The sequence below is a fragment of the Janthinobacterium rivuli genome (assembly GCF_029690045.1).
Lineage (GTDB): Bacteria > Pseudomonadota > Gammaproteobacteria > Burkholderiales > Burkholderiaceae_D > Janthinobacterium > Janthinobacterium rivuli.
This window is the reverse complement of the sequence record NZ_CP121464.1, coordinates 2382100-2406817: the sequence shown is the minus strand read 5'-3', so window position 1 is coordinate 2406817 and position 24718 is coordinate 2382100. Positions and strand designations below refer to the sequence as shown.

The following is a 24718-nucleotide window of genomic DNA, read 5'->3' as shown; positions in this document are numbered from 1 at the left end:
CCATGACGCAAACAACTCAGCCGCTACGCATCCAGAACCCCGGGCGCATCGACGCTGCGGCGATCCGCGCCGCCATCGCGGGCGGCCAGCAGGTGCTGGTGCAGTTCGATACCCTGGGCGAGCCGGAGCCGCTGCTGGCCGACCTCGACGCCCTGGCCGCCACCTGCGGCACGGCGCTGACCATCCGCATCTACGGTTACGACCCGAGGGTGTTCGACGCCCGCATCCTGCGCGCGCTGCCGCATGTGGCCAGCCTGTCCATCGACTGCCACTGGCAAGCCATCCATCTGGAAACCCTGGGCGAGCTGCGCCACCTGAAGCGCCTGAGCCTGGGCGTGTACCAGCTGGCGCAGGCCGACATCCTGCAGCTCGACAATTTGCGTGGCCTCGAATACCTGAACCTGGGCGAGTCGGCCAAAAACAATATCGACCTGGCCCCGCTGCGCCACTACGCGCAGCTGGCCAGCCTGGTCATCGAGGGCCACCACCAGCATATCGACACCGTGGCCGGCCTGCCGGCGCTGCACGAGCTGTCGCTATACCGCATCAAGAACAAGGTGCCATTGGATTTCATCTCGGAGATGGCCCGCCTGGACCGGCTGCTGTTGCAGCTGGGCGGGCGCGAATCGCTCACGCACGTCGAGGCGCCCCTGTTGCGGAAACTGGAAGTGATACGCGTGCGCGGCCTGGAAACCCTGGGCGATATCGGCCGCTTCCCGCTGCTGCAGGCGCTATGGGTGGAAGACCAGATCAAGCTGCGGCAGATCGCGCTGGGGCCCAATCCCGTGCTTGAACGCCTGCATCTGCACACCTGCAAGACGCTCGACAGCCTGCCAGGCCTTGCCGCCTTGCCCGCCCTGCGCCAGCTGTCGGCATCCGAAACCATGCTCGACATCGACGCCTTGCTGGCGCATGGTTTGCCCGCGTCGCTCACGCATGCGCGCCTGCGCACCGGCAAGAAAACCCGCGACGACGCCATCGCCGCGCAGCTGGCGCAACTGGGCTACGAAGAGGCGCGCCCTGATTGAATTCAGCGGCTGGCAGACAACTTGCGCTGCCACAGCGCCACGTCGATCATCACGCCATCGGCGCCCGTGTTGCGGATGTAGACGCGGTAGCTGCCCTGTCCCATGTTGCCATCGAGGTAGGCCGTGCGCTCGTTGCGCTGCAGCCGGGCGCCCTTGGCCAGCTGGCGGTAACGCTCGACCACCGTGTCGAAACTGGCATAGCTGCGCAGCGCCACTTCCAGGTCGCGCGGCGGGCGGCCTTCCGCATGGTCGAGCACATTGTTCTGTTTCTTGCCCTTGAGGGTCAGCGGATAGGCAAACACGCCGGCGCCGGCCGACGTCAGCACCGTGGATTTATCGAGCAGCAGCGGCAGCAGCGCCGGCGGATACGCGGGCGGCAGCTGGGCGCGGTTCCAGCCCGGCAGGGCCGGCTGCGCCAGCACATATTCAACGCTGGCGATCTTTTGCCCGTCGGCGCCCGCTTCCTTGTCGCCCGCGATCAGCGCCAGCATGGGCGGCAATTGCCGGGCCCAGGCCAGCAAAGGCGCCGCATCCCCGACCAGCATGCCCTTGCGGTGGAACACCGTCAGCACGGCATTCGGATCGGGATTGCAGACTTTCGCCAGCGGCTGGCCCTCCAGGCGGCAATGCCCGTTGACGAGGCCAAAGGCGATGATGGCGCCGCGCTTGTCGAGCAGCATGGCGCCCCGTTCACGGCCCTGCTTGCGGTCATTCATCGACGCGAGCAACTGGCGGCCATCGGCCAGCACGGTGCGCGTGGCATCGCGCTTTTCGCTGATCGCTTCGAGCGCCTGCGCCAGCAGCAATTCATCGTCTTCCGTATAGCTGCCGCGCGCGTAACCGAAGAAATCGAACAGGGCCGCGCGCACTTGCGGGTCTTCGCTCAATCGCGGCAAGGGACCGCCGGCCAGCAAGGACGACAGGCTTTTCCCGGCCGGCGCAGAGGGCGCCGCCGTGGCGCGGGCAGGCTGGGAAAGGACGCAGGCCGCTACCAGCAAGGCGCTGCCCAGGGTGCGGTAATTCGAAAAAATGATATGCATGATTCTGTCTGTCGGGGATTAGACCGCGATTACGGCCACGCATGGCGCGCCGGCGATTCTAGCATGGCGCCCGCGCCCATGCGGCGCGGCTGGCGGACGGCGCGTGCGCCGAGGCCGCTGTTATGATGGCCGCAATGACGACCTCTCCTCCCGCTTCGACACTGCTCGTCCTCCTGCCCGGCATGGATGGCACGGCCAGCCTGTTCCACCGTTTTGACGCCGCCTTGCGCGCGCACAGCGCCATCGTTACCCTGGCCATCGCCTATCCGGCCGCGCCGCTCGATTACGCGGCGCTGGAAGCGTTCGTACGCGAGCGCCTGCCGCAGGGCCGTCCATTCGTCGTGCTGGCCGAATCGTTTTCCGGGCCGCTGGGGGCAGCGTTGCGCGCCGATCCGCCACCCGGCATGCGCGCCCTGATCCTGTGCTGTTCGTTCGTGCGCAATCCGCGCCCGATGCTGGCGCCGCTGCGCCACTTGCTGCACATGGTGCCCTTTGGCGCCATGCCCGGCTTCGCGCTGCGCCAGGCGCTGCTGGCGCCCCACGCCACGCCGCAACTGCAGGCGGAACTGGCAGCGGCGCTGGCGCAAGTGCCGCCCAGCGTGCTGCGCCAGCGCCTGCGCGCCGTGCTGGAAACCGACGCCTCGCGCAGCTTCGCACGCGGCAGCCTGCCCGTGCTGTATCTGCGCGCCCGCCACGACCGCCTGGTGCCGCCGGCCAACGCCGTACAGATACTGCGGCAGGCAGCGGACGCGCAACTGGTTGACATCGCCGCGCCGCACATGCTGCTGCAGGCAGCGCCGGAAGCGGCCGCCGTCGCCGTCGCCGCTTTTATCGACAGCCTGTCAGCTCCGCAGGCGCTCAACTAAACGCACGCTGGCCAGCACGGCCAGCCAGCTCAAGCCGCCCGACAGCACGCTGAAGTAGATCGCCCGCAGCGGATGCTGGGGCAGCAGATACGCGAGCACGGCCGCGCCCAGCAAACCGCATAGCACCGGCTTCCACCTGCCGGGCGGCAACAGCGCCAGCAGCAAATTCGTGCCCGCATACACATAAAACACGAGCAGCAAGGCCAGGCCGCCGGCCACGCCGCGCGAGCCGAGGCTGCCGAACAGCTGCGTGTACAGGTAAAAACCCAGCCAGCTCAACACAATAAACAGCAGGCAGCCCAGCGCATGCGCGCCCAGGCCCGCCATCAGGCGGTTCTTCATGGCAATCATCCGTATCGTCTCGTGCAAAGCCGCATCATAGCGATTTTGCTGGCGCTACGATCGATTGACTAGCCTACCTACTAGATGGTAGACTTATTTCGAACCCGGTATTTCACCCGGTAATCCTTCCGCGCCACGGCGCATTCGACTCTCTGCGAGGCATTACATGCATCAACTGTTCACCCCCTATGACCTGTCCGGCATTTCCCTGGCCAACCGCGTCGTCATGGCGCCGATGACGCGCACGCGCACCCTGGAAAACAATCCCGACGCGCTCACCGCGCTGTATTACGCCCAGCGCGCCTCGGCCGGCCTGATCGTCACCGAAGGCTTGCCCGTCTCCGATGAAGGCCGCGGCTATTTGTACACGCCGGGCATCCATAGCGACATACAGGGCCAGGGCTGGCGCCAGGTGACCGATGCCGTGCACGCCAAGGGCGGCAAGATCTTCGCCCAGCTGTGGCACGTGGGCCGCATGTCGCACGTATCGATCCAGCCGGGCAACGCAGCGCCCGTCGGCCCCAGCGACGTGGCGGCGGAAAACACCACCGTGTACGCCTGGACCGAAGCGGGCAAGGCGGGACCGGTGCTGCCCAGCGTGCCACGCGCGCTGACCGTCGACGAGATCGCGCGGGTCACCGCCGACTTCGTGCATGCGGCAAAAGTCGCTATCGACGCCGGCTTTGACGGGATCGAGATCATGGCGGCCAACGGCTTCCTGTTCGACCAGTTCCTCAGCAGCGCCGTCAATACGCGCACGGACCAGTACGGCGGCAGCATCGCCAACCGCCAGCGCTTTTTGCTCGAAACGGTAGACGCCGTGTCGGCCGCCATCGGCAGCGGCAAGGTCGGCGTGCGCATCTCGCCGTTCGGCCGCCTGTACGACATGCGCGCCTATGCCGACGAAGCGCAGGTGTGGAGCAGCGTGGCGCAGGCGCTCGATACGAGGCAGCTGGCCTATGTGCACCTGAACTACCAGCCCACCATCACGGCGGCGGAAGTGCCAGCCGGCTTTGGCGCGCAGTTCCGCCAGGCCTACCACGGCACCCTGATCGGCGCGGGCGGCTTCACGCAGGAACTGGCGCGCAGCGAGCTGGAAAAAGGCGACCTCGATCTGATCGCCTTCGGCATGCCGTTCATTTCCAACCCGGATCTGGTGGAACGCATGCAAAACAACTGGCCGCTGGCCGACAGCGACCGCTCGACCTATTACGGCGCCAGCGGCGCCCCGTCCCAGGGCTATACCGACTATCCGGCGTATGGCGCGGCGGCCGGCGCCAACATGCTCAATGGCATCAACGTGGCAGCATTGCAGCAATTTGCCCAGAGTGTGGCAGGCCATCCAGACAAAGGCGACGCCCGTTTCAACGTCAAGACCCGCTGGCAACACCAGACGCGCAGCGTGGCCACCGTCAGCCACTATGTGCTGGGCGGTGAAAAGCATGCGCGCCATTTCGAGATCGCCTCGGACGAACCGCATGAATTGCTGGGCCAAAACACGGCGCCCAATCCGCAAGAGCTGCTGATGGCCGCCCTCAACGCCTGCCTGTCGGTCGGTTACGCGGCCAATGCGGCGGCCATGGGCATCACCGTGCACAGCCTGGAGATCGAAACGGACGGCAAGCTGGATCTGCGCGGCTTCCTTGGCCTGGACGAGAGCGTCAATCCCGGCTACGACGAAGTCAGCTACGTGGTGCGACTGCGCACGGATGCTTCGCGCGAACGCGTCGAAACGCTGCACCAGGCCGTCACCAAAACGTCGGTCAACCTGGCCAATTTCTCGAAGGCCATCCGCATGCTGCCCACCCTGGAAATAATCGAGGCCTGATTCCCCTCCCGGGAATCATCGAACCACCAACCCGCGCGCAAGCGCCTATACAGCGAGGAAATCATGGAAGACTGGAAACAAGCTCGGCAAGATATCAACACACGTGCGATGCAACTGAACGCATTGACGCCCGACACCATGAAAGGCATCGCCGCATTGGGCGGCGCCGGCGACAAGACCAACCATCTCGACGCGAAAACACGGGAACTGATCGCGCTGGCCGTGGCCGTCACCACGCGCTGCGACGGCTGCATCGCCTTCCACGCTGCCGCCGCCAAGAAACTGGGCATCACCACCGAAGAAATCGCCGAGGCGCTCGGCGTGGCGATCAACCTCAATGCGGGCGCCGCCCTTGTGTACAGCACCCACGTGCTGGACGCGTTCGACAAGGCTTGATACCGCCGCCATTCAAGGAGCAACCATGAAACACATCCCACAAACGCTGGTCGTCGACATCTGGTCCGATTTCGTCTGCCCCTGGTGCTGGATCGCCAAGCGGCGCTTCGACAAGGCCCTTGCTGCTTTCGAGCACAGGGACGCCGTGCAGGTCAGGCTGCGCGCCTACCGCATCGCGCCCGGCCATCCAGCGGAGCCGATCAAGGCAGCCTTGCTGAAAAAGTTTCGCGATCCGCTGGCCGCCGAGGGCATGTTGTACTCGGTGCAGTCGCATGGGGCCGCGGAAGGCCTGGACTACCGCTTCGATACCATGCTGTTTGGCGACACCATGGACGCGCACATGCTCGTCAAGGCTGCCGGCGACGCGGCATCGCAACAGCGCCTGGCCGAAGTGCTGTATGCGCAGAGTATTTCGCACGGCAAGTTGCTGTTCGACCGCGATTCCCTCGCCCTGCTCGCGGCCCAGGCGGGCGTACCTGCCGAAGTGGTGGAGCAGGCCTGGTCGACACCGCAATGGCGCCAGCAGGTGCAGGACGATGAGTACCAGGCCTCGCGCATCGCTTCCGGCGTGCCGCTGTTCGTCTTTGGCAATGGGACGCACATTTCCGGCGCGCAGCCGCCAGAAGTGTTCAGCCAGGCGCTGGAAAATCTCCATGCGCAATCGCGGCAGGACCTGGCCGCATCGGCCGGAGAGGTCTGCGGCCTGGACGGCTGCATCCTGCCTTAAGCACCGGCGGCGGCTTCCCTCGCAGGCGCCGCCGTGTCCAGGTAGCCGTGGACCGCGCGCCCCAGGCGCCGCGCAAGCGACGCCATATCCGTTTCTCCCCGCAGCGCCGCGGCGTCGATGATGCCGCGGCATAGCGCAATCACGTCGGCGGCGGCCATATCAGGATCGGCGACGCCATGACGCGCCAGCAGCCCCGCGAGCTGGCCGGCAAGCGCCTGCCGCAAGGCCTCGTCCTCACGCTGCAAGGATGGCGACGACGGCGCCGATTCCAGCGCGAGCGCAAGCGCGGGGCGCCTGAACTGGTGCGCCAGGCCGGCCATCACACCTTGCTCTATCGCGGACGGCAATTCGCCCTCCAGCGCCATGGCCAGACCCACGTCGTGCAGCAGCAGCGCGCGTTCGCGGCGTACCAGTTCGGCCAGCAGCGCCTCTTTCGACGGGAAGTACTGGTACAGCGAGCCGATGCTGACGCCAGACAGCTCGGCAACGTGATTCGTCGTCAGCGCGGCCCATCCCCGCACCTCGATAATGCGAGCAGCCGCCTCCACCATCGCCGCCACGGTGGCAGCCGATCTGGCCTGGGACGGCCGCTTGCGGGGTTCTCCATGCGCTGCAGTTTTTTCCATGAATGCGAGTAGCGGAAGTGGGTAGTAAAACTTATTCTAAACGTTCCGCAAACAACCGTCCTTGCCGATACGAGAACGCCATGCACACCTATACATTCCTGCTGATATTGCACATCGTCGCCGCCATCGCCTTCATCGGGCCGATGATGCTGACACCGCGCCTGCTGCATCTGATGCGCGAGCCTGCCGGCCGCGATACATTACATAAACTCCATCAGCAGATCGCCGTCGCAGGCTGGATACTGCTGATCGGCGGGCTGGTCCTGCTGTACCAGCAAGAATGGGCCTGGCTGCACATGGGCTGGATGCGCCTGTCCCTCGCGCTGTTTATCGGCGCGCAAGCCATCGACCATTTCTGGGCGGACAAGGTGGAAGAGAAAATGGAACAGGGATACGCGCAGGCGGGCGCCAGGCTGGGAATCTGGCTGTGCATCAAGCTGGCCGTATTTTTGACCATCTGCGCGCTGATGATCGCCAAACCGGCCCTGTTGGCCTGAACAGGCTGGCCTGCGCTACGCCAGATTGTCGAGCATGTAATGAAACGCGGCCAGCGGATCGGTCGAAGGCCCCAGGGCCCAGCCGATAAAGCTGGCGCCTTCCAGAGCGCTGAGCAGCATGAAGGCATAGTCCTTCGGCGCTTTCCGCAAGGTCCAGCCATGCAGCTGCGCCGCCTGCACGAGATTGTTTTCCATCCAGTCCAGCTGCTGCGCCATCAGCTGCCGGCCCAGGGCCTGCAGCGATTCGGGCAGCGCCGCCATTTCGGCCGCCAGCGCGCCGCACAGCGGCAGCAAATGATCGTTGGCGCTGGCCAGGAACAGCCCGCCGAACTCGCGCAGGCGTTCGACCGGATCGGCATGCGCCGCATCGATGGCTTGCAGCTTCGCGGTAAACACCTCGATATATTGCGTGATCAAGGCCACGCCGAGGTTTTCCTTGGTCGGGAAATGATGGTGGATACTGGCCTTGCGTATGCCGATTTCTTCCGACAAATCGGCATAACTGAAAGCGGCGTAGCCTTTCGAACGCAGGTGGATCTCTGCGCTTTTCAAAAGGGCGTCGCGGGTACTCACTGACATGACAGGCTCCTGCACCAACGGCCATGCCGGCCATCGACGGATTAAATTCAACAAGGGGCAATTATGCCTGAAGTCGCCGCGGCCAGGGCTTGAGGCACGCGCATGCGGCGCTGAACGTCACGCATGAAAAAGCCGGCCCTTTCGCGAGGAAAGGGCCGGCCTGGATGCATCAGCCGCCGTGTCGGATTACGGCAAGGGAATTACTTCGCCGAATTGAGCAGCAATTCGTTCAGGCGTTTCACGAAGCTGGCCGGGTCGGCCAGCGAACCGCCTTCGGCCAGCATGGCCTGGTCGAACAGGATGTTGGCCCAGTCGCCGAACTTGCCGCCTTCGGCATCTTCGTATTTCAGACGCGTCACCAGCGGGTGGTTCGGGTTGATTTCCAAAATCGGCTTCGATTCCGGCGCGCTCTGGCCCGCCGCCTTGAGCATGCGCAGCAGGTTGCCTGACAGTTCGTTTTCATCGGCCACCAGGCAAGCTGGCGAATCGGTCAGGCGGAACGTGACGCGCACGTCCTTGGCCTTGTCGGCCAGCACGGTCTTCATCTTGCCCACCAGGTCGGCGTACGAGGTTTCCGTTTCTTCGTGCTCTTTCTTTTCCGCTTCGTCTTCCAGCGCGCCCAGATCCAGGCCGCCCTTGGCGACGGAAACCAGTTCCTTGCCTTCGAAGTCCTGGATAAACGACAGCATCCATTCATCGACACGGTCCGTCAGCAGCAGCACTTCGACGCCCTTCTTGCGGAAGATTTCCAGGTGCGGGCTGTTTTTCGCGGCGGCGTAGTTGTCGGCCGTGACGTAGTAAATCTTGTCCTGGCCTTCCTTCATGCGCGCCACGTAATCGGCGAACGAGGTGATTTGTTCGTCGCTGTCGTTGGCGGTCGACGCAAAGCGCAGCAGCTTGGCCAGACGTTCCTTGTTGGCCGCGTCTTCGCCGATGCCTTCTTTCAGCACCTGGCCGAATTCCTTCCAGAAGACGGCGTACTTGTCCTTCTTGTCCTGCTCGTCCGCGTTCGCCAGTTCTTCCAGCATGCCCAGCACGCGCTTGGTCGAGCCTTCGCGGATCACCTTGACGTCGCGCGATTCCTGCAGGATTTCACGCGACACGTTCAGCGGCAGGTCGGCCGAGTCGATCACCCCGCGCACGAAGCGCAGATACGTTGGCATCAGCTGCTCGGCATCGTCCATGATGAAGACGCGCTTGACGTACAGCTTGATGCCGCCGCGCTTGTTGCGGTCCCACATGTCGAACGGCGCCTTGGCCGGAATGTACAGCAGCTGCGTGTATTCGCTGCGGCCTTCCACGCGGTTGTGCGTATGCGTGAGCGGCGACTGGAAGTCGTGCGACACGTGCTTGTAGAATTCGTCGTACTGTTCCGGCGTGATGTCGGCCTTGTTGCGGGCCCACAGGGCGCTGGCCTGGTTGACGGTTTCGAATTCGTCTTTGACGACGGTTTCTTTTTTCTCTTCGTCCCACTCTTCCTTCTGCATCACGATCGGCAGCGAGATATGGTCCGAGTATTTGCGGATGATGGACTTGATCTTCCAGCTCGACAGCAATTCGTCCTCGCCTTCGCGCAGGTGCAGGATGATGTCCGTGCCACGGCCCGTCTTTTCGATGGTCTCGATGCTGTAATCGCCTTCGCCGGCCGATTCCCAGCGCACGCCTTCGGAGGCGTCCGCGCCGGCGCGGCGCGTTTCGACGGTGATCTTGTCGGCGACGATGAAGCCCGAATAGAAGCCCACGCCGAACTGGCCGATCAGGGCCGCATCCTGCTGCTGGTCGCCCGACAGCTTGCCGAAGAATTCCTTGGTGCCCGACTTGGCGATGGTGCCCAGGTGCGAGATCGCCTCGTCACGGGTCATGCCGATACCGTTGTCGGAAATGGTGATGGTGCGCGCATCCTTGTCGAAGCTGACCTTGATCTTCAATTCGTGATCGTTGCCGTACAGGGCGTCGTTATCGATCGCTTCAAAGCGCAATTTGTCGGCCGCGTCGGACGCGTTCGAGATCAATTCGCGCAGGAAGATTTCCTTGTTCGAGTACAGGGAATGGATCATCAGGTGCAGCATTTGCTTCACTTCGGTCTGAAAACCCAGGGTTTGCTTTTCGGAGACAGCCATTTTTACCTCATAGTCTTGTGGATGGACGGATTCTACGGAGTTGGGGATGGTACAAGCGATTTCAAGAGCTCCCGAAAAATGTGCTGTTTCAGCCCAGTGCGCGGTCGAAAAACGCCCAGATGCGCTCGTCCTGCACCGTGGCCAGGTTCAGGCGCATGCGCGTCGACGGCAGCTGGCGCGGCGAAAACAGGCTGCCCGGCGCCAGCACCAGCCCCTCGGCCAGCGCCTTTTCGGCCAGGACATTCGTGTCGCAGCCGGCATCGGCCCACACGAACATGCCGGCCGATGCCGGCTCGAAACGTAAACCCGCCCGCTCGACCTTGCGGTAGGTACCGTCGCGCACCTTGTCGAGCCGCGCGCGCAGGCGCTCCGCATGCTTGCGGTACAGCCCCTGCGAGAGGATTTTATAGACGACGCGCTCGCCGATGTCGCTGGTGGTCAGGGTGGCCAGCATTTTGCGGTCGGCCAGGCGCTGCGCCCGCTCATTTGATGTGGCGATGAAGCCCACGCGCAGGTTCGCCGCCAGGCTCTTGGAAAAGCCGCCCAGGTAAATCACACGGCGCAGCTGATCCAGCGCGGCCAGGCGCGTGGCCGGCTGCACCGCGCCACCGGGATGCATGTCGCAATAAATGTCATCCTCGACGATCAGGAAGTCGTGCTGTTCGGCCAGGCGCAGCACCTGAAACGCCTTGGCCGCCGACAGCGACGTCGAACTGGGGTTGTGCAGCACCGAGTTGATCACGTACAGCCTGGGACGGTGCAGGGCCGCCAGCTCGGCCAGCACGGCGATATCGGGGCCGTCCCCGAGGCGCGGGATGCCGATGACGGTCATGCCCATGGCGGCAAAGGCGCCGAACATCAGCCAGTACGCGGGATCGTCGACGAAAATGGTCTCGCCGGGGCGGGCAAACTCGCGCGCCACCAGGTCCAGCGCCTGCATCACGCCCACCGTGGTGACGATCTGCTCGGGCGGGCAGGCGATTTCCAGCTCCGCCAGCTTCAGCTGCAACTGCTGGCGCAGCGGCAAAAAACCCTGCGGCGCGCCATAACCGAGCAGCAAACTGCCGGGCTGGCGGCTGACGTCGCGCAAGGCGCGCGCCACCAGCTCGCCATCGAGCCACTCGGCGGGCAGCATGCCGGAGCCGGGCGCGGGGATGGAAGGTGTCTGGCGAAACATGTTACGGATCAGCCACACCACGTCCATCGGCTGCGCCACCGCGTCCTGCGCGCCAGCGGGCGGCGCCGGCGTGTTCAGGGGCGAGCGCTCGCGCACGAAAAAGCCGGCGCCGCGCCGCGATTCCAGGTAGCCGCGCGCCACCAGCTTGTCGTAGCTGGCCACCACCGTGGCGCACGACACGCTCAGGCTGGCGGCGCACTGGCGGATCGATGGCATGCGCGCGCCGCCGCGCAGCAGCTTGTCGTCGATGCGCGCCGCCAGCGAGCGCGTGATCTGGTCGATCAGGGTTTCGCCCGAGGCGCGCGACAGCAAGGGCAGAGACGGAGAGGCGAGTGTATTGCTCATATGACCATCACAGTATGTGAAATTATGCGTAGAAGTGTATTTGTACTGTATTGCTATTGCGCCCTAGGATAGCAGTACCGGGCACATTCATCCACATCTGCCCGCCTTTATCTCACACACCCGCACCAGGACAGCCATGCCATCGCACACCACCACCACCTCCAGTCACCCTTTGCGCCTGGGCGCAGACCGCACAGGCCTGTTGCTGGGCCTCATCGCCGTCGCCCTCTTCAGCCTGACCCTGCCCTTTACGCGGCTGGCCGTGGCCGAACTCGACCCCACCTTTGTCGCCCTGGGCCGCGCCCTGGTGGCCGCCTGCCTGGCCGGCCTGTGGCTGTGGCAGCAGCGCGCGCCCCTGCCGCGCCGCGAGCAATGGCTGCCGCTGGCGCTCGTGTCGCTGGGCTGCGTGCTGGGCTTTCCGTGGCTGACGTCGATCGCCATGCGCAGCCTGCCCGCTTCGCACGGCGCCGTGCTGGTGGGCATTTTGCCGCTGGCCACGGCCGTGTTTGCCGTGCTGCGCGGCAAGGAACGCCCCTCGCCGGGATTCTGGCTGATGGCCCTGCTCGGCACGGCGCTGGTGGTGGCGTTCGCGCTGCGCCAGGGCGGCGGCAGCTTCCACCTGGCCGACTGGCTGATCTTTGCCGCCGTGCTGCTGGCCGCACTCGGCTATGCGGAAGGCGGACGCCTGGCCCAAGCGATGCCGGGCCAGCATGTGATTTCCTGGGCGCTGCTGCTGGCCGTACCTTTCGTACTACCCGTGGTGCTGTGGAACGCCTGGCCGCAGCGCGCGCTGATGGCGCAGGCCAGCGGCGCGGCCTGGCTGGGTTTTACCTACATCTCCGTGTTTTCCATGTTTATCGGTTTCTTTTTCTGGTACCGGGGCATGGCGCTGGGCGGCGTGGCGCGCGTGGGACAGACGCAGCTGCTGCAGCCTTTCCTCACCCTGGTGGGCGCGGCGCTGCTGCTGAATGAGCCATTGACGGGGGAAAGCCTGCTGTTTGCCGGCGCCGTGATCGCCGTGGTGGGGATCGGGCGCAAGCTGAAGTAACGCTCCCTGACGCCCATTTGCAACGCCCTTGCGCGTGCGGATGGGCACGGCGGCGTGCAGGCCGTACAATACCGCAGCACCATGGCGACGCCTATCCGGCGCCGCTTGCGCAAGCACCGCCACAAGCGGGCCAACAAATCCAGCCGGCGCAGCTCGGCATCTTCTGTGAGACTCGTATGAAAATTGAAAATCCGAATCCGATCCAATGGCGCTTTGCCGAACGCGCGGAACAGCTGCAAAGCTCGTTCATCCGCGAAATCCTGAAGATCACGCAGCGTCCCGAGATCATCTCGTTTGCCGGCGGCCTGCCCTCGCCCGCCACCTTCCCCGTGGAAGAAATGAAGACGGCCTTCGACAAAGTCCTGTCGAACAATGGCAAGGTCGCCCTGCAATACGGCCCGACCGACGGCTACCTGCCGCTGCGCCAGTGGATCGCCGACTCGCTCTCGGGTAATGGCGGCACCATCATGCCGGAACAAGTGCTGATGACGTCCGGCTCGCAACAGGCGCTGGACTTGCTGGGCAAGGTCCTGATCGACGAAGGCAGCAAAGTGTTGGTGGAAACCCCCAGCTACCTGGGCGCCCTGCAGGCGTTTTCCGTCTACCGTCCCGAATTCGTTTCCGTCGACACCGATGATGAAGGCCTGGTGCCGTCGTCGATCAACCCCGTCGCCGATGGCGCGCGCCTCTTGTACGCGCTGCCGAACTTCCAGAACCCGACGGGCCGCAGCCTGTCCGTGGCGCGCCGCGTGGAACTGGTGGAAACCTGCGCCCGCCACGGCCTGCCGCTGATCGAGGATGATCCGTACGGCGCCCTGAGCTACAGCGGCGAGCCGTATCCGAAGATGATCAACATGAATCCCGATGGCGTCATCTATATGGGTTCGTTCTCGAAAGTGCTCACGCCAGGCATCCGCCTCGGCTACGTGGTGGCGCCAATGCCGCTGGTACGCCGCCTGGAGCTGGCCAAGCAGGCGGCCGACCTGCACACCTCGCAGCTGACGCAGATGGTCGTGCATGAAGTGATCAAGGATGGATTCCTGGACCGCCATATCCCCAGCATCCGCAGCCTGTACGGCAACCAGTGCCAGGCCATGCTGTCGGCGCTGGAAGAGCACTTCCCGGCCGGCGTCACGTGGACCAAGCCGGAAGGCGGCATGTTCATCTGGGTCACCCTGCCGAAGCACATCGACGCGATGAAACTGCTCGATGAAGCCATCGCCAATAAAGTGGCATTCGTGCCGGGCGCGCCGTTCTACGCGAACACGCCGGAAACGCACACCCTGCGCCTGTCGTTCGTGACGGTGCCGCCGGAACGCATCCGCGAAGGCATCGCCATCCTGGGCAAGCTGATCGCCGCAAAAATGTAACTCGCCTCTTCACGCCCCGCAGCTGCGGGGCGTGTCCCAGCTGCCCCCGGCGCCGGGGGCACGCGCCTTTTCCGCCTAAAAACCGCCTTCACGACAGCAACTGCGTGTATTTATTTTTAAAAATAGTATAAAAATAATATTTTCCGCCTCGCGCAACGTCGATTTTTTACCCAAAAAATTGGCAAGGCGGTATGATTTGAACGCTGTATCCGATTTGAATCCGGTCAGCATCACCGACAGTGCGGCAAACGCTGGCAGCGCAAAGTACATCGAGAAGGCCGGAAGCAATGAGTTCAGGCAGTGTGGAACATTACCAGCGGCGCGACGCCGCCATTTTGATTGTCGACGATGCGCCGGCCAGCCTTGAGGTGCTGCGCAAGCTGATGAGCGAACAGGGTTATCAAACCTATGTCGCCACGTCCGGCGAACGGGCGCTGGCGATCGCCCAGCGCGCCCGCCCCGACCTGATCCTGCTCGACGTGCTGATGCCGGACATGGACGGCATCGAAACGTGCCGCCGCCTCAAGCAGCACCCGCTGACGCAGGGCATCCCCGTCATCTTCATGAGCGCCAGGACGGAAACGGAAGACGTGGTGGCCGGTTTCGACTGCGGCGCCGTCGATTACATCAGCAAGCCGCTGCGCATGGCCGAAGTGTGCGCCCGCGTGCGCGCGCAGCTGCAAATCCGCAGCAACAATGAAACCCAGCAGGAACAGGCCGAGCGCCTGCGCACCATCGTCAACAACATGGCCGAGGGCTTGCTGATCATCGAGGCGGACGGCCGCATCCAGTACACCAATCCGGCCTGCGACCAGTACCTGGGCTACCGCGAAAATGAACTGTCCGGGCGCTTCATCGGCGAACTGCTCAGCCCTCTGGTGACGCAGGAATACCTCGATTACTTCGCCATGCACGCGGCCAATCCGGAAAAGGCGCACAACCACGGCACGCGCGAAGTGGCGATCCGCCACCGCAATGGCGAGGCGCTGAGCATGGACCTGACCCTCACGCCGATGTACCTGCGCCAGCCCCTGTATATCGGCCTGCTGCACGACATCACGCATCACAAGCAGTCGGAAGACGCGCTGCAGCGCGCCGCCTACCTCGACCCGCTGACGCAGATCGCCAACCGCCGGCATTTCGACAGCTTCCTGGAAAAAGAGTGGCAGCGCGCCGTGCGGGTCGGCGGCGCCGTGTCGCTGGTGGTGCTCGACGTCGACCACTTCAAGCTGTACAACGACAGCCTGGGCCACCCGGCTGGCGACAGCTGCCTGCAGCAGGTGGCGCAAGCGATCGCCTCGCACGCCGCCCGCCCGGGCGACCTGGCGGCCCGCTACGGCGGCGAGGAATTCGTGCTGCTGTTTGCCGACACGGATGCCGAAGGCGCCCTGCACCTGGCCGAAACCATCCGCACGCACATCGAGGCGCTGCAACTGCCGCACCCGAGATCGATCACCTCGCCGTGGATCACCGTCAGCATCGGCGTGGCGACCATCCGCCCGCACCAGCTGGACGACCGCGAAGCGCTGTTCGTCGCCGCCGACCGCGCCCTGTACGTGGCCAAGGAAGGGGGCCGCAACCAGGTGCGCGTCACGCAGTCGGGCAGCGCGGCCTGGGAAACGGTCAAGGCGTTGGTGTTTCGTTGACGTTTGAAGTTGGGAGTTCAACGGAAAATGCATCGGACCCGGAGTAGGCCCAAGTCACAAAAAAAGGCACCCCGGGCCAAGCGGACCTGAAAAATGTCGAGGGCAAGGCGCAGCGACGCAGACAGTACGCATGTACGGCAAGGAAGCTGCAACGCTGCCATCGGCATTTTCTCAGTCCCGCGTCTCCGGCCCGCCATTCTTAAAACTAATCAAAACTTACGCGACACACTCAACTTCGCATTACGCCCCACGCCGGTAACCGCTTCACTCAAGTAGGGCATGTAATTGCGGTTGAAGACGTTGTCCACCGTCAGCCGCACTTCCGTGCCGCGCCACGCACCCTGCCGGCCATTCCACGACGCGAACAAAGTGTGCAGCGCATAGCCTTTCGATGGCGGCAGGCGGTACACATTCCCCACCGGCAGGACGCGCTCCTGCTTTGCCACGAAGCGGCCCTGCCAGCCCATGGTGGCCCCAAGGTCGGGCAAGCGCCAGCCCAGGCCCGCCATCAGTTTGTCCGGCGCAATCGTCGACACGGGTTCGTCCTGGCCCCACGGGTCGCGCTGGGAACCGCTGCGCGTGCCGCGCTGCCTTGACAGCGAGGCGCTGGCAAACAGGCGCGGCGCGTTGTAGTAGGATTCGACCTCCACGCCCTGCGTGCGGAAACCTGCCAGGTTGCGGTAGTCGGACAGCGCCGGCGGCACCTTGCCCGATCCCGGCACATAGCCTTCGATCAGGATGCCCAGTCGCGGGCCGATATTGTCGCTGACGCGGTTCTGGTACGCCGTCAGGCGCAGCTGCACGTCGTCGCGTTCCATGAACACGTTTTGCCGATGCAGCATGACGCCCGTGCGCACGGCCGTCACGCGCTCGACGGCCAGGTCGCGGCTGGTGCCCGGCGTCGATGAACCGAGCCTGGACGACACATAATATTCATTCGAATACATCTCGTCGATCGTCGGCGCGCGCCAGGTGCGGCTCAAGTCGCCGAACAAGGCCAGCGTGCTGGATGCCTTCCAGAACAGGCCCAGGCGCGGCGACCAGTCCTCGTGTGCCTTTTCGCTGAAGTCGTGGCCGGCTGCCGCCAGCGGGCTGTTGTAGCGCGGCGCCTTGTTCGGCACGCCCTCCGAAACGACTCTGTCGTGGCGCAGTGCCGCCGTTACCGTCACGTCGCCATACGTCATCGCATCCTGCAGATACAGGCCCGTGGTTTCCTGGCGCCCAGCCGGCATGTAGTAGGGCTGGAAGTAGCCATAGTTGTAGCTGGGGTCCTTCAGCGCCGTCGACGACGGGTAGTACATCAAGGTGTCGCGCACGTTCTTGTGCCATTGCAGTCCCGTCAGCAGCACGTGCGACACGGCGCCCGTGCTAAACACACTTTCGTTGCGCACCTCCACGATACGGTCCACATATGAAGCCCAGCTCTCATTGCCCAGTGACCCCAGGTAGGAACCGAGCGACGCGGAGGGCAGGCGCTTGTCATGCTGGTCCGTGTGCGAATAGCCGGCGCTGGCCGTCAGCTTGATCCATGGATTGTTCTGCGGCGCGTACTGCCACTTCACGGAATAGGTGTCGTCGTCCTGGTCGCGGTACACGGCCTTGCGCTGCCACGCCTCTTCCAGTCCGTATTTTTTGATTTCCGCCTCGGTCGGCGTGGGCACGTCCTCGCCCATGGCGGCGAACGGGCCCCAGCCCGAACTTCCGCTCTTCATCGCCGTCAGGGTCAAGAGCTGCTCCGGCGTCAGCCGGATATTGAGCTTGGCCAGGCTCGATGGCGCATCGATGGCGGAAAAGCGGAATGGCTTGCCATCGGGTTTGCGCAGGTCATCGGACTTGCGCTGCGTAGTGAAGGCCATCGCATCGAAACGGCCATCTCCCGTACGGCCGTAGACGGCCACGGTGGCGTCGTTTTCCGCATTGTTCGAGTGGCGCGAGTACTTGAGCATGGCGCCCGCCTTTTCGCCGCCTTCCAGCAAGTCTTGCGCATCCTTGGTCTCGACCGTGATGACGCCGCCGAAGCCGCCATTGCCATACAAACTCGTATGCGCGCCCTTGTTCACTTCGATCTGCTTGATCAGTTCCGGCTCGATGAAGATGGAACCCTGGCGGTATTTTTCAAAGCCCTTCGGCACGCCATCGAGGATGACTTTCACGTCCTGCACTTTATTGAAGCCCCATATATTGAGGCTCTGACCGCTGGGACGGGCCGTACCGGCCAGGTCCACGCCGGGCAAGGTGTCGAGCAGGGACGCGACATTGTCGGCCTGCTGGCGTTCGATGTCGGCGCTGTTGATGTACGAGCGTCCGGCCGTGCCGGCGCTGATGGCGTCGCCGAACACGCTGATGGCGGGCATCTGCACGGCGTCGGCCTTCTCGATCTTGTCGGCCATCGCCGCCGCCCACACGTGGCCGTGCGCGCCACCCAATGCCAGCGCCAGCGCGGCGGCCAGCGGGGTCAATCCATGTTTGCTGCTGCTCTTCATCGCTATCCTTGCCTGGGTTTGCTTGCTGCTCGATGCTTGTGGAATGAAAAAATGCAGGGGCAGAGGACAGCGGTGCACGATCAAGCGGCGGCGTTGAAGGAAGCGTTGCGGCGGAACTCTGCCCGCGCGGACACGCCGCCTGCGCATGGCCGGCGGCGCACTGCAGTCACCGGGATAAGTTGCCTTAGTGAAATGCGGAACACATCATATATCGGATGCGAATGATTCGCAATACGATTTAATGACTAGCTATTCCGGATAGCCGGTGATGTCGGCTATCTCGCGGTACAGCGGTTGCAGCCGCGCATACATTTTCTGGTACACGCGCCGGTACAACTGCTCGTAGATCTTGCGGTGCCCGGGATGCGGCTGAAATACCTTGCCCTTGCGCGTCATCGCCTGCACGGCGGCAGGGAAATCCGCATGCCAGCCCAGGCCCACGCTGGCGGCGATGGCCGCACCCAGGCCCGAACTTTCATACACGTGGGCGCGCGCGGCTGGCAAGCCGAAGATGTCGGCCGTCAGCTGCATGGCGGCGTCGCTTTGCGAACCGCCGCCCGCGATGCGCAGCTCCGTGATGGCGATGCCGCTGCGCCGCTCGATGCGCTCCTTGCCTTCGCGCAGCGCATACGCGAGACCTTCGAGAATGGCGCGGTAAATGTGCGCGCGTGTGTGCACGTCGCCAAAGCCGATCATGGCGCCCTTCGCTTCCGGCCCCGGCACCTTGATGCCGGGACTCCAGTACGGCTGCAGCATCAGGCCCATGGAACCGGGCGGCACGGCCTCGACCAGGCGGTCGAACAGCGCTTCGGCGGACAAGCCCGTGCCATCCTCGGCGGCCGCCGCACGTTCGCGGTCGCCGAACTGCTCCTTGAACCAGTTGACCATCCAGTAGCCGCGGAATATCTGCACTTCCGTGCTGTAGGCGCCCGGCATGGCGGCCGGATACGGCGGAATGAAGCGCGTCACTTCCACGTATTTGCGGTTGGTCGTATTGATGGTGGCCGTGGTGCCGTAGCTCAGGCACGCCACCTGCGGTTCGACGCAGCCGGCGCCCAGCACTTCGCACGCCTTGTCGGCGGCCGCCGCCAGCAGGGGCGTGCCTTCCAAAATGCCCGTCGCCGCGGCGGCCGATGCCGTGATGGCGCCCATGCGCGTGCCCGGCGCCACCAGTTCCGGCAGCATCGATGGTTTAACGGCAAGTGCCTGCCATTTCCAGTCGAAGCGCCCGGCCCACGCATGGCGCTTGTAGTCGAAGGGAATATACGCCACCTGCGAGCCCGTCGAATCGACGTAGCGTCCGCAGAGGCGGTGGTTCAAAAAGCCCGACAGCAGCAGGAATTTATGCGTGCGGCGCCAGACGTCGGGCTGGTGTGCGCTGATCCAGTTGATCTCGGCCTCGCGGCGAAAATACGCGATCGTGCCATCGAGACGCGTGGCGCGAAACAGCGCGCGCCACCATGGCGCCAACTGGGGGATGTCGCGCGTGCTGCGCTGGTCCAGCCAGGTGATCGCGGGCCGCAAGGGCTGTCCCTCTTCATCCACGTTGACCACCGTGCCGCGCTGCGTGGTGACGGCCACGCCGGCCACCGACGATTTGGCGATGTCCGTGCTGCGCCACAGCTGCTGGCACGCTGCGCACACGGCTTGCCAGTAGCCGTCGGCGTCGTGCTCGGCCCAGCCGGGGTGCTCCGAGTAATACGCTTCGAGGAACACTTGCGCCTTCGCCGCCAGGTTGCCGTCCCTGTCGAACAGCAGCGCGCGCACGCTTTGCGTGCCATTGTCGATGGCGAGAATGTACGGCCCCTGGCCGGCTGCGCTGGCCATGGCCTCAGCCCAGGCTGGCCAGCGCGGCGCGCAACGCGGCCAGCAGCGCCTGCGGATCTTTTTCCGGCAGCGCGCTGAAGACAGGCGCTTCCCAATCCTGTCCCCGCACGGCCACCACGCGCAAGCGTCCCTGTGCATTCCAGGCCGGATACCAGCCCACGTCGACGATGTCGCCATTCGCGCACGTGATTTGCAGCAGGTCTTCACCCAGGTCGTCGACGAGGACGTCCACGCTCTGGCGCAAGTCCAGCGGCGACAGGCTGTCGTAGGTGATGCGGGCGTCGCCCAGTTCCAGGGGCTGGCCAAACAGGGTAGTCTCGATGATGCTCTCCTTATTTTTTATACTTTTTCAGTCGCCTTGCGGCACGCTGTAATGGCGGCGCCAAAGGGCCAGGTAACGCTGCTGTTCTTCTTCCCAGCGCGCGTCGTCCCAGCCCAGTTCGCGCTGGCAGATGGCGCGCAGGCGCGGCATGATAGCAAGCCCACCGCCAGCCAGCTGCAAACCGAGGCGCGTGCGCCGCAGCAGCAAGTCGTCCAGGTGCTGCACGTCCTCGCTGCGCGCGCCCCAGCGCAGCTGCGCCCACAGGGTCTGCGTGCCGGGAATCGGCGCCAGCTCACCCTCCTGCGCCGCATCGCACAGCGCCTGCGCCCCCGCGCCATGACGGCCCAGCAGCCGTTCGCGCTGCTCGCCATCGAGTACCAGGGCCTTGCCCGACAACGGTGGCGTAGCGTCGAAAATCGGCAAGGGGCGCAAATCCGCCTGCCAGCCCGGCAGCAGCGGCGCGGCGCGGCGCAAGGCATCGAGGGCGATCACGCGAAACGTCGTCAGCTTGCCGCCGGCCACCGTCAGCAAGCCGTTTTCCAGCCATAGCGCATGCTCGCGCGCTTCCTTCGACGGGTCAAGCTGGCCGCTGCCGATCACGGGACGCACGCCGGCAAACGTGGCCAGCACGTCGTCTTCGCCCAGCGCCAGCTGCGGGAACTGCCAGCGCAAGGCGGCCAGCAGATATGCGAGTTCGCCGCGCGTGATGGCCGGCTCCAGGTCCAGGCTGGCGCCGTGGTCGACATCGGTGGTGCCCACCAGGGTCACGCCCTCCCATGGATACGCAAACACGGGGCGGCCATCGTGCGGGTGCATCAGGCTGACGGCTTGCGCCAGCGGCAAACGCCAGGCCGGCAGCAGCAAATGGCTGCCGCGCAGGGGCCGCAGTTTCGGCTGTTCTCCCACCTGGCCGCGCAAGGCGTCGGCCCAGGCGCCCGTGGCGCTGATCACCAGGCGCGCACGCACGGTGAATGCCGTGCCATCGACCGCATCGGTCAAGGTGGCGCCGGCGACCTTGTCATCTTCGCGCAACAGCGATGCGACGCCCAGGTAATTGACGGCCACGCCGCCATGGCGGCGCGCCTCCTGCAGCACGCGCAGCACCAGGCGCGCATCGTCCGTCTTCGCGTCCTGGTACAGCATGCCGCCCTGCAGATCGTCGCGCCGGATGTGCGGCGCCAGCATGGCAAAGTCCGCCGCGTCGACATAGCGGCGCGCACGCCGGCCCGCCATCACGTCATAAATCGCCAGGCCCAGCATGAACTGGCGCCGCCCTGGCTTCCTGCCCGTGTAGTCGCCAAAGGCAAAGCCCTGCGGCTCGACCAGCCCCGCCGCATCCGTCAGCAAGGCTTGCCGCTCATGCACCGATTCGCGCGTCATGGCGAACTGTCCCTGCTTCAGGTAGCGCAAGCCGCCGTGCACCAGCTTCGAGGAACGGCTCGACGTGCCCCAGGCGAAATCGCGCTGTTCCACCAGCAAGGCCTTCAAACCGCGCCGCGATGCTTCCAGCAAGATGCCGGCGCCCGTGATGCCGCCGCCGACGATCAGCACGTCCCACTCGCGCACCAGGATGCCAGGCAAATCCGCCCGGTTCACAATGGGCCTCCCCCATCAGGCAGCAGTTTGCCGGGGTTCATCATGCCCTGCGGATCGAACTGGCGCAGCAGCGCGCGCATGGCGGCGATGCCCAGTTCACCTTTTTCGGCCGCCAGCCATGGCGCGTGGTCCGTGCCCACGCCATGCTGGTGGCTGATGGTGCCGCCGTTGGCGACGATGGCGGCGCCGGCCGCGTCTTTCAAGGCACGCCAGTGCGCCATGTTGTCTTCAAAGGTGGGCGCCAGCCGGTACACATACGTGGTGTAGACGCTGGCGCCCTGCGTATACACATGCGACAAATGCGTGTACGCGTGCACCTGTTCGCCGTGCGCGGCCAGCGCATTGACACCCGCCTGCTCCAGCGCCGCCATCATCGGGGCCACGCGGGGCCAGTCGACGGCCGTTTCCACCGTGTCGATGACATAGCCATGCTCCCACGCGCCATTGCGCAGGTAGACGTTGCGAAAGCGTCCCTGCTTCCATTTGTCGCCCATGTGCCGTCCCACGTGCACGCCGCCATGCCGCCGCGCCAGCGCCAGGGCGCCGCGCAGGGCCGCGCGCGCCGGCGCGGCCTCTCCGCTGACACCCAGCATCAGCATGCACTTGCCTTCGCCGCAACCGCGCAGCGACAGATAACGTTCCAGCAGTCCCACCAGTTTCTTGTGCCCGGCCAGGGTCAGCATGGTTTGCGTTTCGACCGCGTTCGACAGGCGCAGCATGCACAGGGGCAGGCGCGACTGGGCCAGCGCCCGCACGGCCGCCTGCGCCTGGCCCCAGTCGGCGAAAAACACGGCGTGAAACGCCTCATAAGGCGGCAGCGGCGAGACGCGCACCGTCGCCTGCGTCACGATGCCCAGCCGCCCTTCGGAGCCGAGCACCATTTCGCGCAGGTCGATGCCGGCCGCCGACGCGGGAAACGTGGGGATGCGCAAGGTGCCGGCCGGCGTTTCCACTTCGCCGCCCGCGAACAGCTGCTCGATGCGGCCATAGCGCAACGATTGCTGGCCCGACGAGCGCGTGGCGATCCAGCCGCCCAGGGTCGAATATTCGAACGACTGCGGATAATGACCGAGGGTGTAGCCCTGCGCGCGCAGCTGCGCTTCCAGGTCGGGGCCATACACGCCCGCGCCGAACGTGGCCAGTTGCGCTTCGCGGTCCAGGTGGCCCAGCGCGCACAGGCGCGCGAGGCTGATCGACAGCACGGGACGCGGTCCTGCCGCTACAGTCAAATGCCCGGCCACGCTGGTGCCGCCACCGTGCGGAATGACGGCCACGCACGCCTGACGCGCATACGCGAGCAGCTGGCGCACCTGCAGCGCGCTGTCGGGAAAGGCCACGCCATCGGGCACCGCGCCGATGCGGCCATGGCGCAATTTAAACCAGTCGGGCAGGCTTTGGCCGAGCGCATGGCGCACGCGCGTGGCAGGCGTGGTGTCGATCAGCGGATGCGGCGCCAGGCGCGAGGCGGGCACTTGCGCGCAGGCGTCGTCGAAGGTGGCATCGGCAATGGCGCTGCCCGGCCCCAGGCGCTCGCGCAAAAACGCCAGCGCGTCCTCGCTCAGCGCATACGTGATGCTTTCATCTCCCCAGCCATTCCAGCGTTGCATCGACATCCCCTGTGTTCGGCCAGTTGCGCGCCACGGCGGCTTGCTATACTGTTCCTGCCTGATTTTCTTGCTTGATTTTCTTGCTTGATTTTCTTGCTTGATCGATAGCATATGCCGCCACAGACGAAGGGTATTGGTTTTTCATGACAATCGCATTGTTCCATCATGACAAATACTGACGGCCGGGTCGCCGGCGCCTATCTGCTGCCGCTGCTGGAAGCGGCCGGCGCGCACGGCATCGCGGCAGCCACCCTGGCGCAAGCGGCCGGCGTGGCGCCGCACAATCTGGAAGCGTCCGCGCCTGGCCTGCCTGCGCGCGACTACGTGCGCCTGCTCGATGCGGGCGCGCAGCTGGCGGGCGATGCACATTTCGGCCTGCACGTGGGCCAGCGGGTGCGCATGGGCACGTACAGCGCATATGGCTTGATACTGCTCAGTTGCAGCAACGTGGGCCAGGTGCTGGAACAGACGGCCCGCTATGAACGGCTGGCGCACGACCTGGGCCGCTCGACCCTGCAGCGCGATGGCGCCGTCGCGCATTACGGCTGGACCAGCAATTACCCGGGCGCCAGCCGGCATTTGGTCGACAGCGTCTTTGCCGGCATCCGTGTCAGCGGCGACTGGCTGGCCGGCATGCCGCTGCCGCCGGCCCGGCTGGCGTTCAGCCACGATGGCGGCGGCGACTTGCTGCGCCACGCGGCCCACCGCGACGAATACGTGCGCGTGCTGGGCAGCCTGCCCGATTTCAACGCCGCCGCCAACACGGCCACCTTCGATGCGCAATTGCTGGACTGGCCCGTGCCAAACGCCGACGTCAGCCTGTACCCCGTGCTGTGCCAGCATGCGGAACAATTGCTGGCGCAGCGCCAGGCAGAAGCGGACACCGGCGGCGCCATCGACGCGCAAGTGCACGCGGCCATCGTGGCGGGCTTGCGCCACGGTTCGGCGCGGCTGGCCACCGTTGCCGCCACCCTGGCCGTCACGCCGCGCACCTTGCAGCGCAAGCTGGCCGACGCGGGTACCAGTTTCCAGGCCTTGCTGGACCAGGCCAGGTACGGCCTGGCGCGCGACTATCTGCGCGAGCCGCATTTGTCACTGGTCGACATCGCCTTCCTGCTCGGCTACCAGGAACAAAGCGCGTTCAATCACGCGTTTCGCACCTGGGCGGGCACCAATCCCGGCGCCTGGCGGCTACAGGAAATCCTTGACAGGCAGCAAGCCGTTTAGCCGTGCGCGGGGCATGCGCAG

The 24718-nt window shown here is 65.0% G+C and carries 21 protein-coding genes and 1 pseudogene; 11 read left to right on the top strand and 11 right to left on the bottom strand.

All coding sequences use genetic code 11. The features are described 5' to 3' along the window. Positions 1-2: 2 nt before the first annotated feature. On the top strand, positions 3-1028 hold the full coding sequence (locus P9875_RS11040; protein WP_278318396.1) for a hypothetical protein: 1026 nt from the start codon (positions 3-5) through the stop codon (positions 1026-1028). 2 nt (positions 1029-1030) lie between these two features. Here P9875_RS11040 and P9875_RS11035 read toward each other — a convergent pair whose 3' ends face one another. Next, complete coding sequence (locus tag P9875_RS11035; protein WP_278318395.1) at positions 1031-2068, bottom strand: hypothetical protein; 1038 nt, start codon at positions 2066-2068, stop codon at positions 1031-1033. A gap of 134 nt (positions 2069-2202) precedes the next feature. On the opposite strand from P9875_RS11035, the gene P9875_RS11030 reads away from it, so the two are divergent. Continuing rightward, positions 2203-2934: an alpha/beta fold hydrolase gene (locus P9875_RS11030; RefSeq protein ID WP_278318394.1), complete on the top strand. Its 732-nt coding sequence runs from the start codon at positions 2203-2205 to the stop codon at positions 2932-2934. On the opposite strand, the gene P9875_RS11025 is transcribed toward P9875_RS11030, so the two are convergent. Further along, positions 2911-3276, bottom strand: coding sequence for a hypothetical protein (locus P9875_RS11025; RefSeq protein ID WP_278318393.1), 366 nt, complete (start codon positions 3274-3276; stop codon positions 2911-2913). The genes P9875_RS11030 and P9875_RS11025 overlap by 24 nt on opposite strands. A gap of 166 nt (positions 3277-3442) precedes the next feature. Between P9875_RS11025 and P9875_RS11020 the strand changes: the two are divergent. The 4 genes and pseudogenes from P9875_RS11020 to P9875_RS11005 form a co-directional block, all read left to right on the top strand. Beyond that, positions 3443-4537, top strand: a pseudogene (locus P9875_RS11020) (alkene reductase); the annotation flags it as partial. 21 nt (positions 4538-4558) lie between these two features. Then, positions 4559-5104, top strand: a complete 546-nt coding sequence (locus P9875_RS11015; protein ID WP_278318817.1) for an OsmC family protein — start codon at positions 4559-4561, stop codon at positions 5102-5104. 63 nt (positions 5105-5167) lie between these two features. Further along, complete coding sequence (locus P9875_RS11010) at positions 5168-5500, top strand: carboxymuconolactone decarboxylase family protein (protein WP_035826564.1); 333 nt, start codon at positions 5168-5170, stop codon at positions 5498-5500. 25 nt (positions 5501-5525) lie between these two features. After that, positions 5526-6227, top strand: coding sequence for a DsbA family oxidoreductase (locus P9875_RS11005; protein WP_278318392.1), 702 nt, complete (start codon positions 5526-5528; stop codon positions 6225-6227). On the opposite strand, the gene P9875_RS11000 is transcribed toward P9875_RS11005, so the two are convergent. After that, positions 6224-6853: a TetR/AcrR family transcriptional regulator gene (locus P9875_RS11000; RefSeq protein WP_278318391.1), complete on the bottom strand. Its 630-nt coding sequence runs from the start codon at positions 6851-6853 to the stop codon at positions 6224-6226. The genes P9875_RS11005 and P9875_RS11000 overlap by 4 nt on opposite strands. 80 nt (positions 6854-6933) lie before the next feature. Between P9875_RS11000 and P9875_RS10995 the strand changes: the two genes are divergently transcribed. Further along, positions 6934-7350 (top strand): hypothetical protein, encoded by a 417-nt coding sequence (locus tag P9875_RS10995; RefSeq protein ID WP_278318390.1) that lies wholly within the window; start codon positions 6934-6936, stop codon positions 7348-7350. Between the two features lie 15 nt (positions 7351-7365). Here the strand turns inward: P9875_RS10995 and P9875_RS10990 are convergent, their stop codons facing one another. From P9875_RS10990 to P9875_RS10980, 3 genes are all read right to left on the bottom strand, one after another. Further along, positions 7366-7929 (bottom strand): TetR/AcrR family transcriptional regulator, encoded by a 564-nt coding sequence (locus tag P9875_RS10990; RefSeq protein ID WP_099402699.1) that lies wholly within the window; start codon positions 7927-7929, stop codon positions 7366-7368. A 200-nt stretch (positions 7930-8129) separates the two neighbouring features. Then, complete coding sequence (htpG, locus tag P9875_RS10985) at positions 8130-10049, bottom strand: molecular chaperone HtpG (RefSeq protein WP_278318389.1); 1920 nt, start codon at positions 10047-10049, stop codon at positions 8130-8132. Positions 10050-10137: 88 nt separating this feature from the next. After that, positions 10138-11571, bottom strand: coding sequence for a PLP-dependent aminotransferase family protein (locus P9875_RS10980; RefSeq protein ID WP_278318388.1), 1434 nt, complete (start codon positions 11569-11571; stop codon positions 10138-10140). A gap of 136 nt (positions 11572-11707) precedes the next feature. Between P9875_RS10980 and P9875_RS10975 the strand changes: the two genes are divergently transcribed. From P9875_RS10975 to P9875_RS10965, 3 genes are all read left to right on the top strand, one after another. Then, positions 11708-12619 carry a DMT family transporter gene (locus P9875_RS10975; RefSeq protein ID WP_278318387.1) on the top strand — a complete coding sequence of 304 codons (912 nt, stop codon included), beginning with the start codon at positions 11708-11710 and terminating at the stop codon, positions 12617-12619. Positions 12620-12795: 176 nt separating this feature from the next. Next, positions 12796-13989: a PLP-dependent aminotransferase family protein gene (locus tag P9875_RS10970; protein WP_099402695.1), complete on the top strand. Its 1194-nt coding sequence runs from the start codon at positions 12796-12798 to the stop codon at positions 13987-13989. A gap of 287 nt (positions 13990-14276) precedes the next feature. Then, positions 14277-15635, top strand: coding sequence for a diguanylate cyclase domain-containing protein (locus P9875_RS10965; protein WP_278318386.1), 1359 nt, complete (start codon positions 14277-14279; stop codon positions 15633-15635). Between the two features lie 209 nt (positions 15636-15844). Here P9875_RS10965 and P9875_RS10960 read toward each other — a convergent pair whose 3' ends face one another. From P9875_RS10960 to P9875_RS10940, 5 genes are all read right to left on the bottom strand, one after another. Next, positions 15845-18118, bottom strand: a complete 2274-nt coding sequence (locus P9875_RS10960; RefSeq protein ID WP_278318385.1) for a TonB-dependent hemoglobin/transferrin/lactoferrin family receptor — start codon at positions 18116-18118, stop codon at positions 15845-15847. A gap of 249 nt (positions 18119-18367) precedes the next feature. Next, entirely contained in the window at positions 18368-19945 is a 1578-nt protein-coding gene (locus P9875_RS10955) for an FGGY-family carbohydrate kinase (protein WP_278318384.1), read from the bottom strand. A 4-nt stretch (positions 19946-19949) separates the two neighbouring features. Then, positions 19950-20177, bottom strand: a complete 228-nt coding sequence (locus P9875_RS10950) for a hypothetical protein (RefSeq protein ID WP_278318383.1) — start codon at positions 20175-20177, stop codon at positions 19950-19952. A gap of 117 nt (positions 20178-20294) precedes the next feature. Further along, positions 20295-21863 carry a glycerol-3-phosphate dehydrogenase/oxidase gene (locus P9875_RS10945; RefSeq protein ID WP_278318382.1) on the bottom strand — a complete coding sequence of 523 codons (1569 nt, stop codon included), beginning with the start codon at positions 21861-21863 and terminating at the stop codon, positions 20295-20297. Next, entirely contained in the window at positions 21860-23470 is a 1611-nt protein-coding gene (locus P9875_RS10940) for an FAD-binding oxidoreductase (protein WP_278318381.1), read from the bottom strand. The genes P9875_RS10945 and P9875_RS10940 overlap by 4 nt, the downstream gene beginning before the upstream one ends. A 165-nt stretch (positions 23471-23635) precedes the next feature. Between P9875_RS10940 and P9875_RS10935 the strand changes: the two genes are divergently transcribed. Then, entirely contained in the window at positions 23636-24697 is a 1062-nt protein-coding gene (locus P9875_RS10935; protein WP_278318380.1) for an AraC family transcriptional regulator, read from the top strand. Positions 24698-24718: the final 21 nt, after the last annotated feature.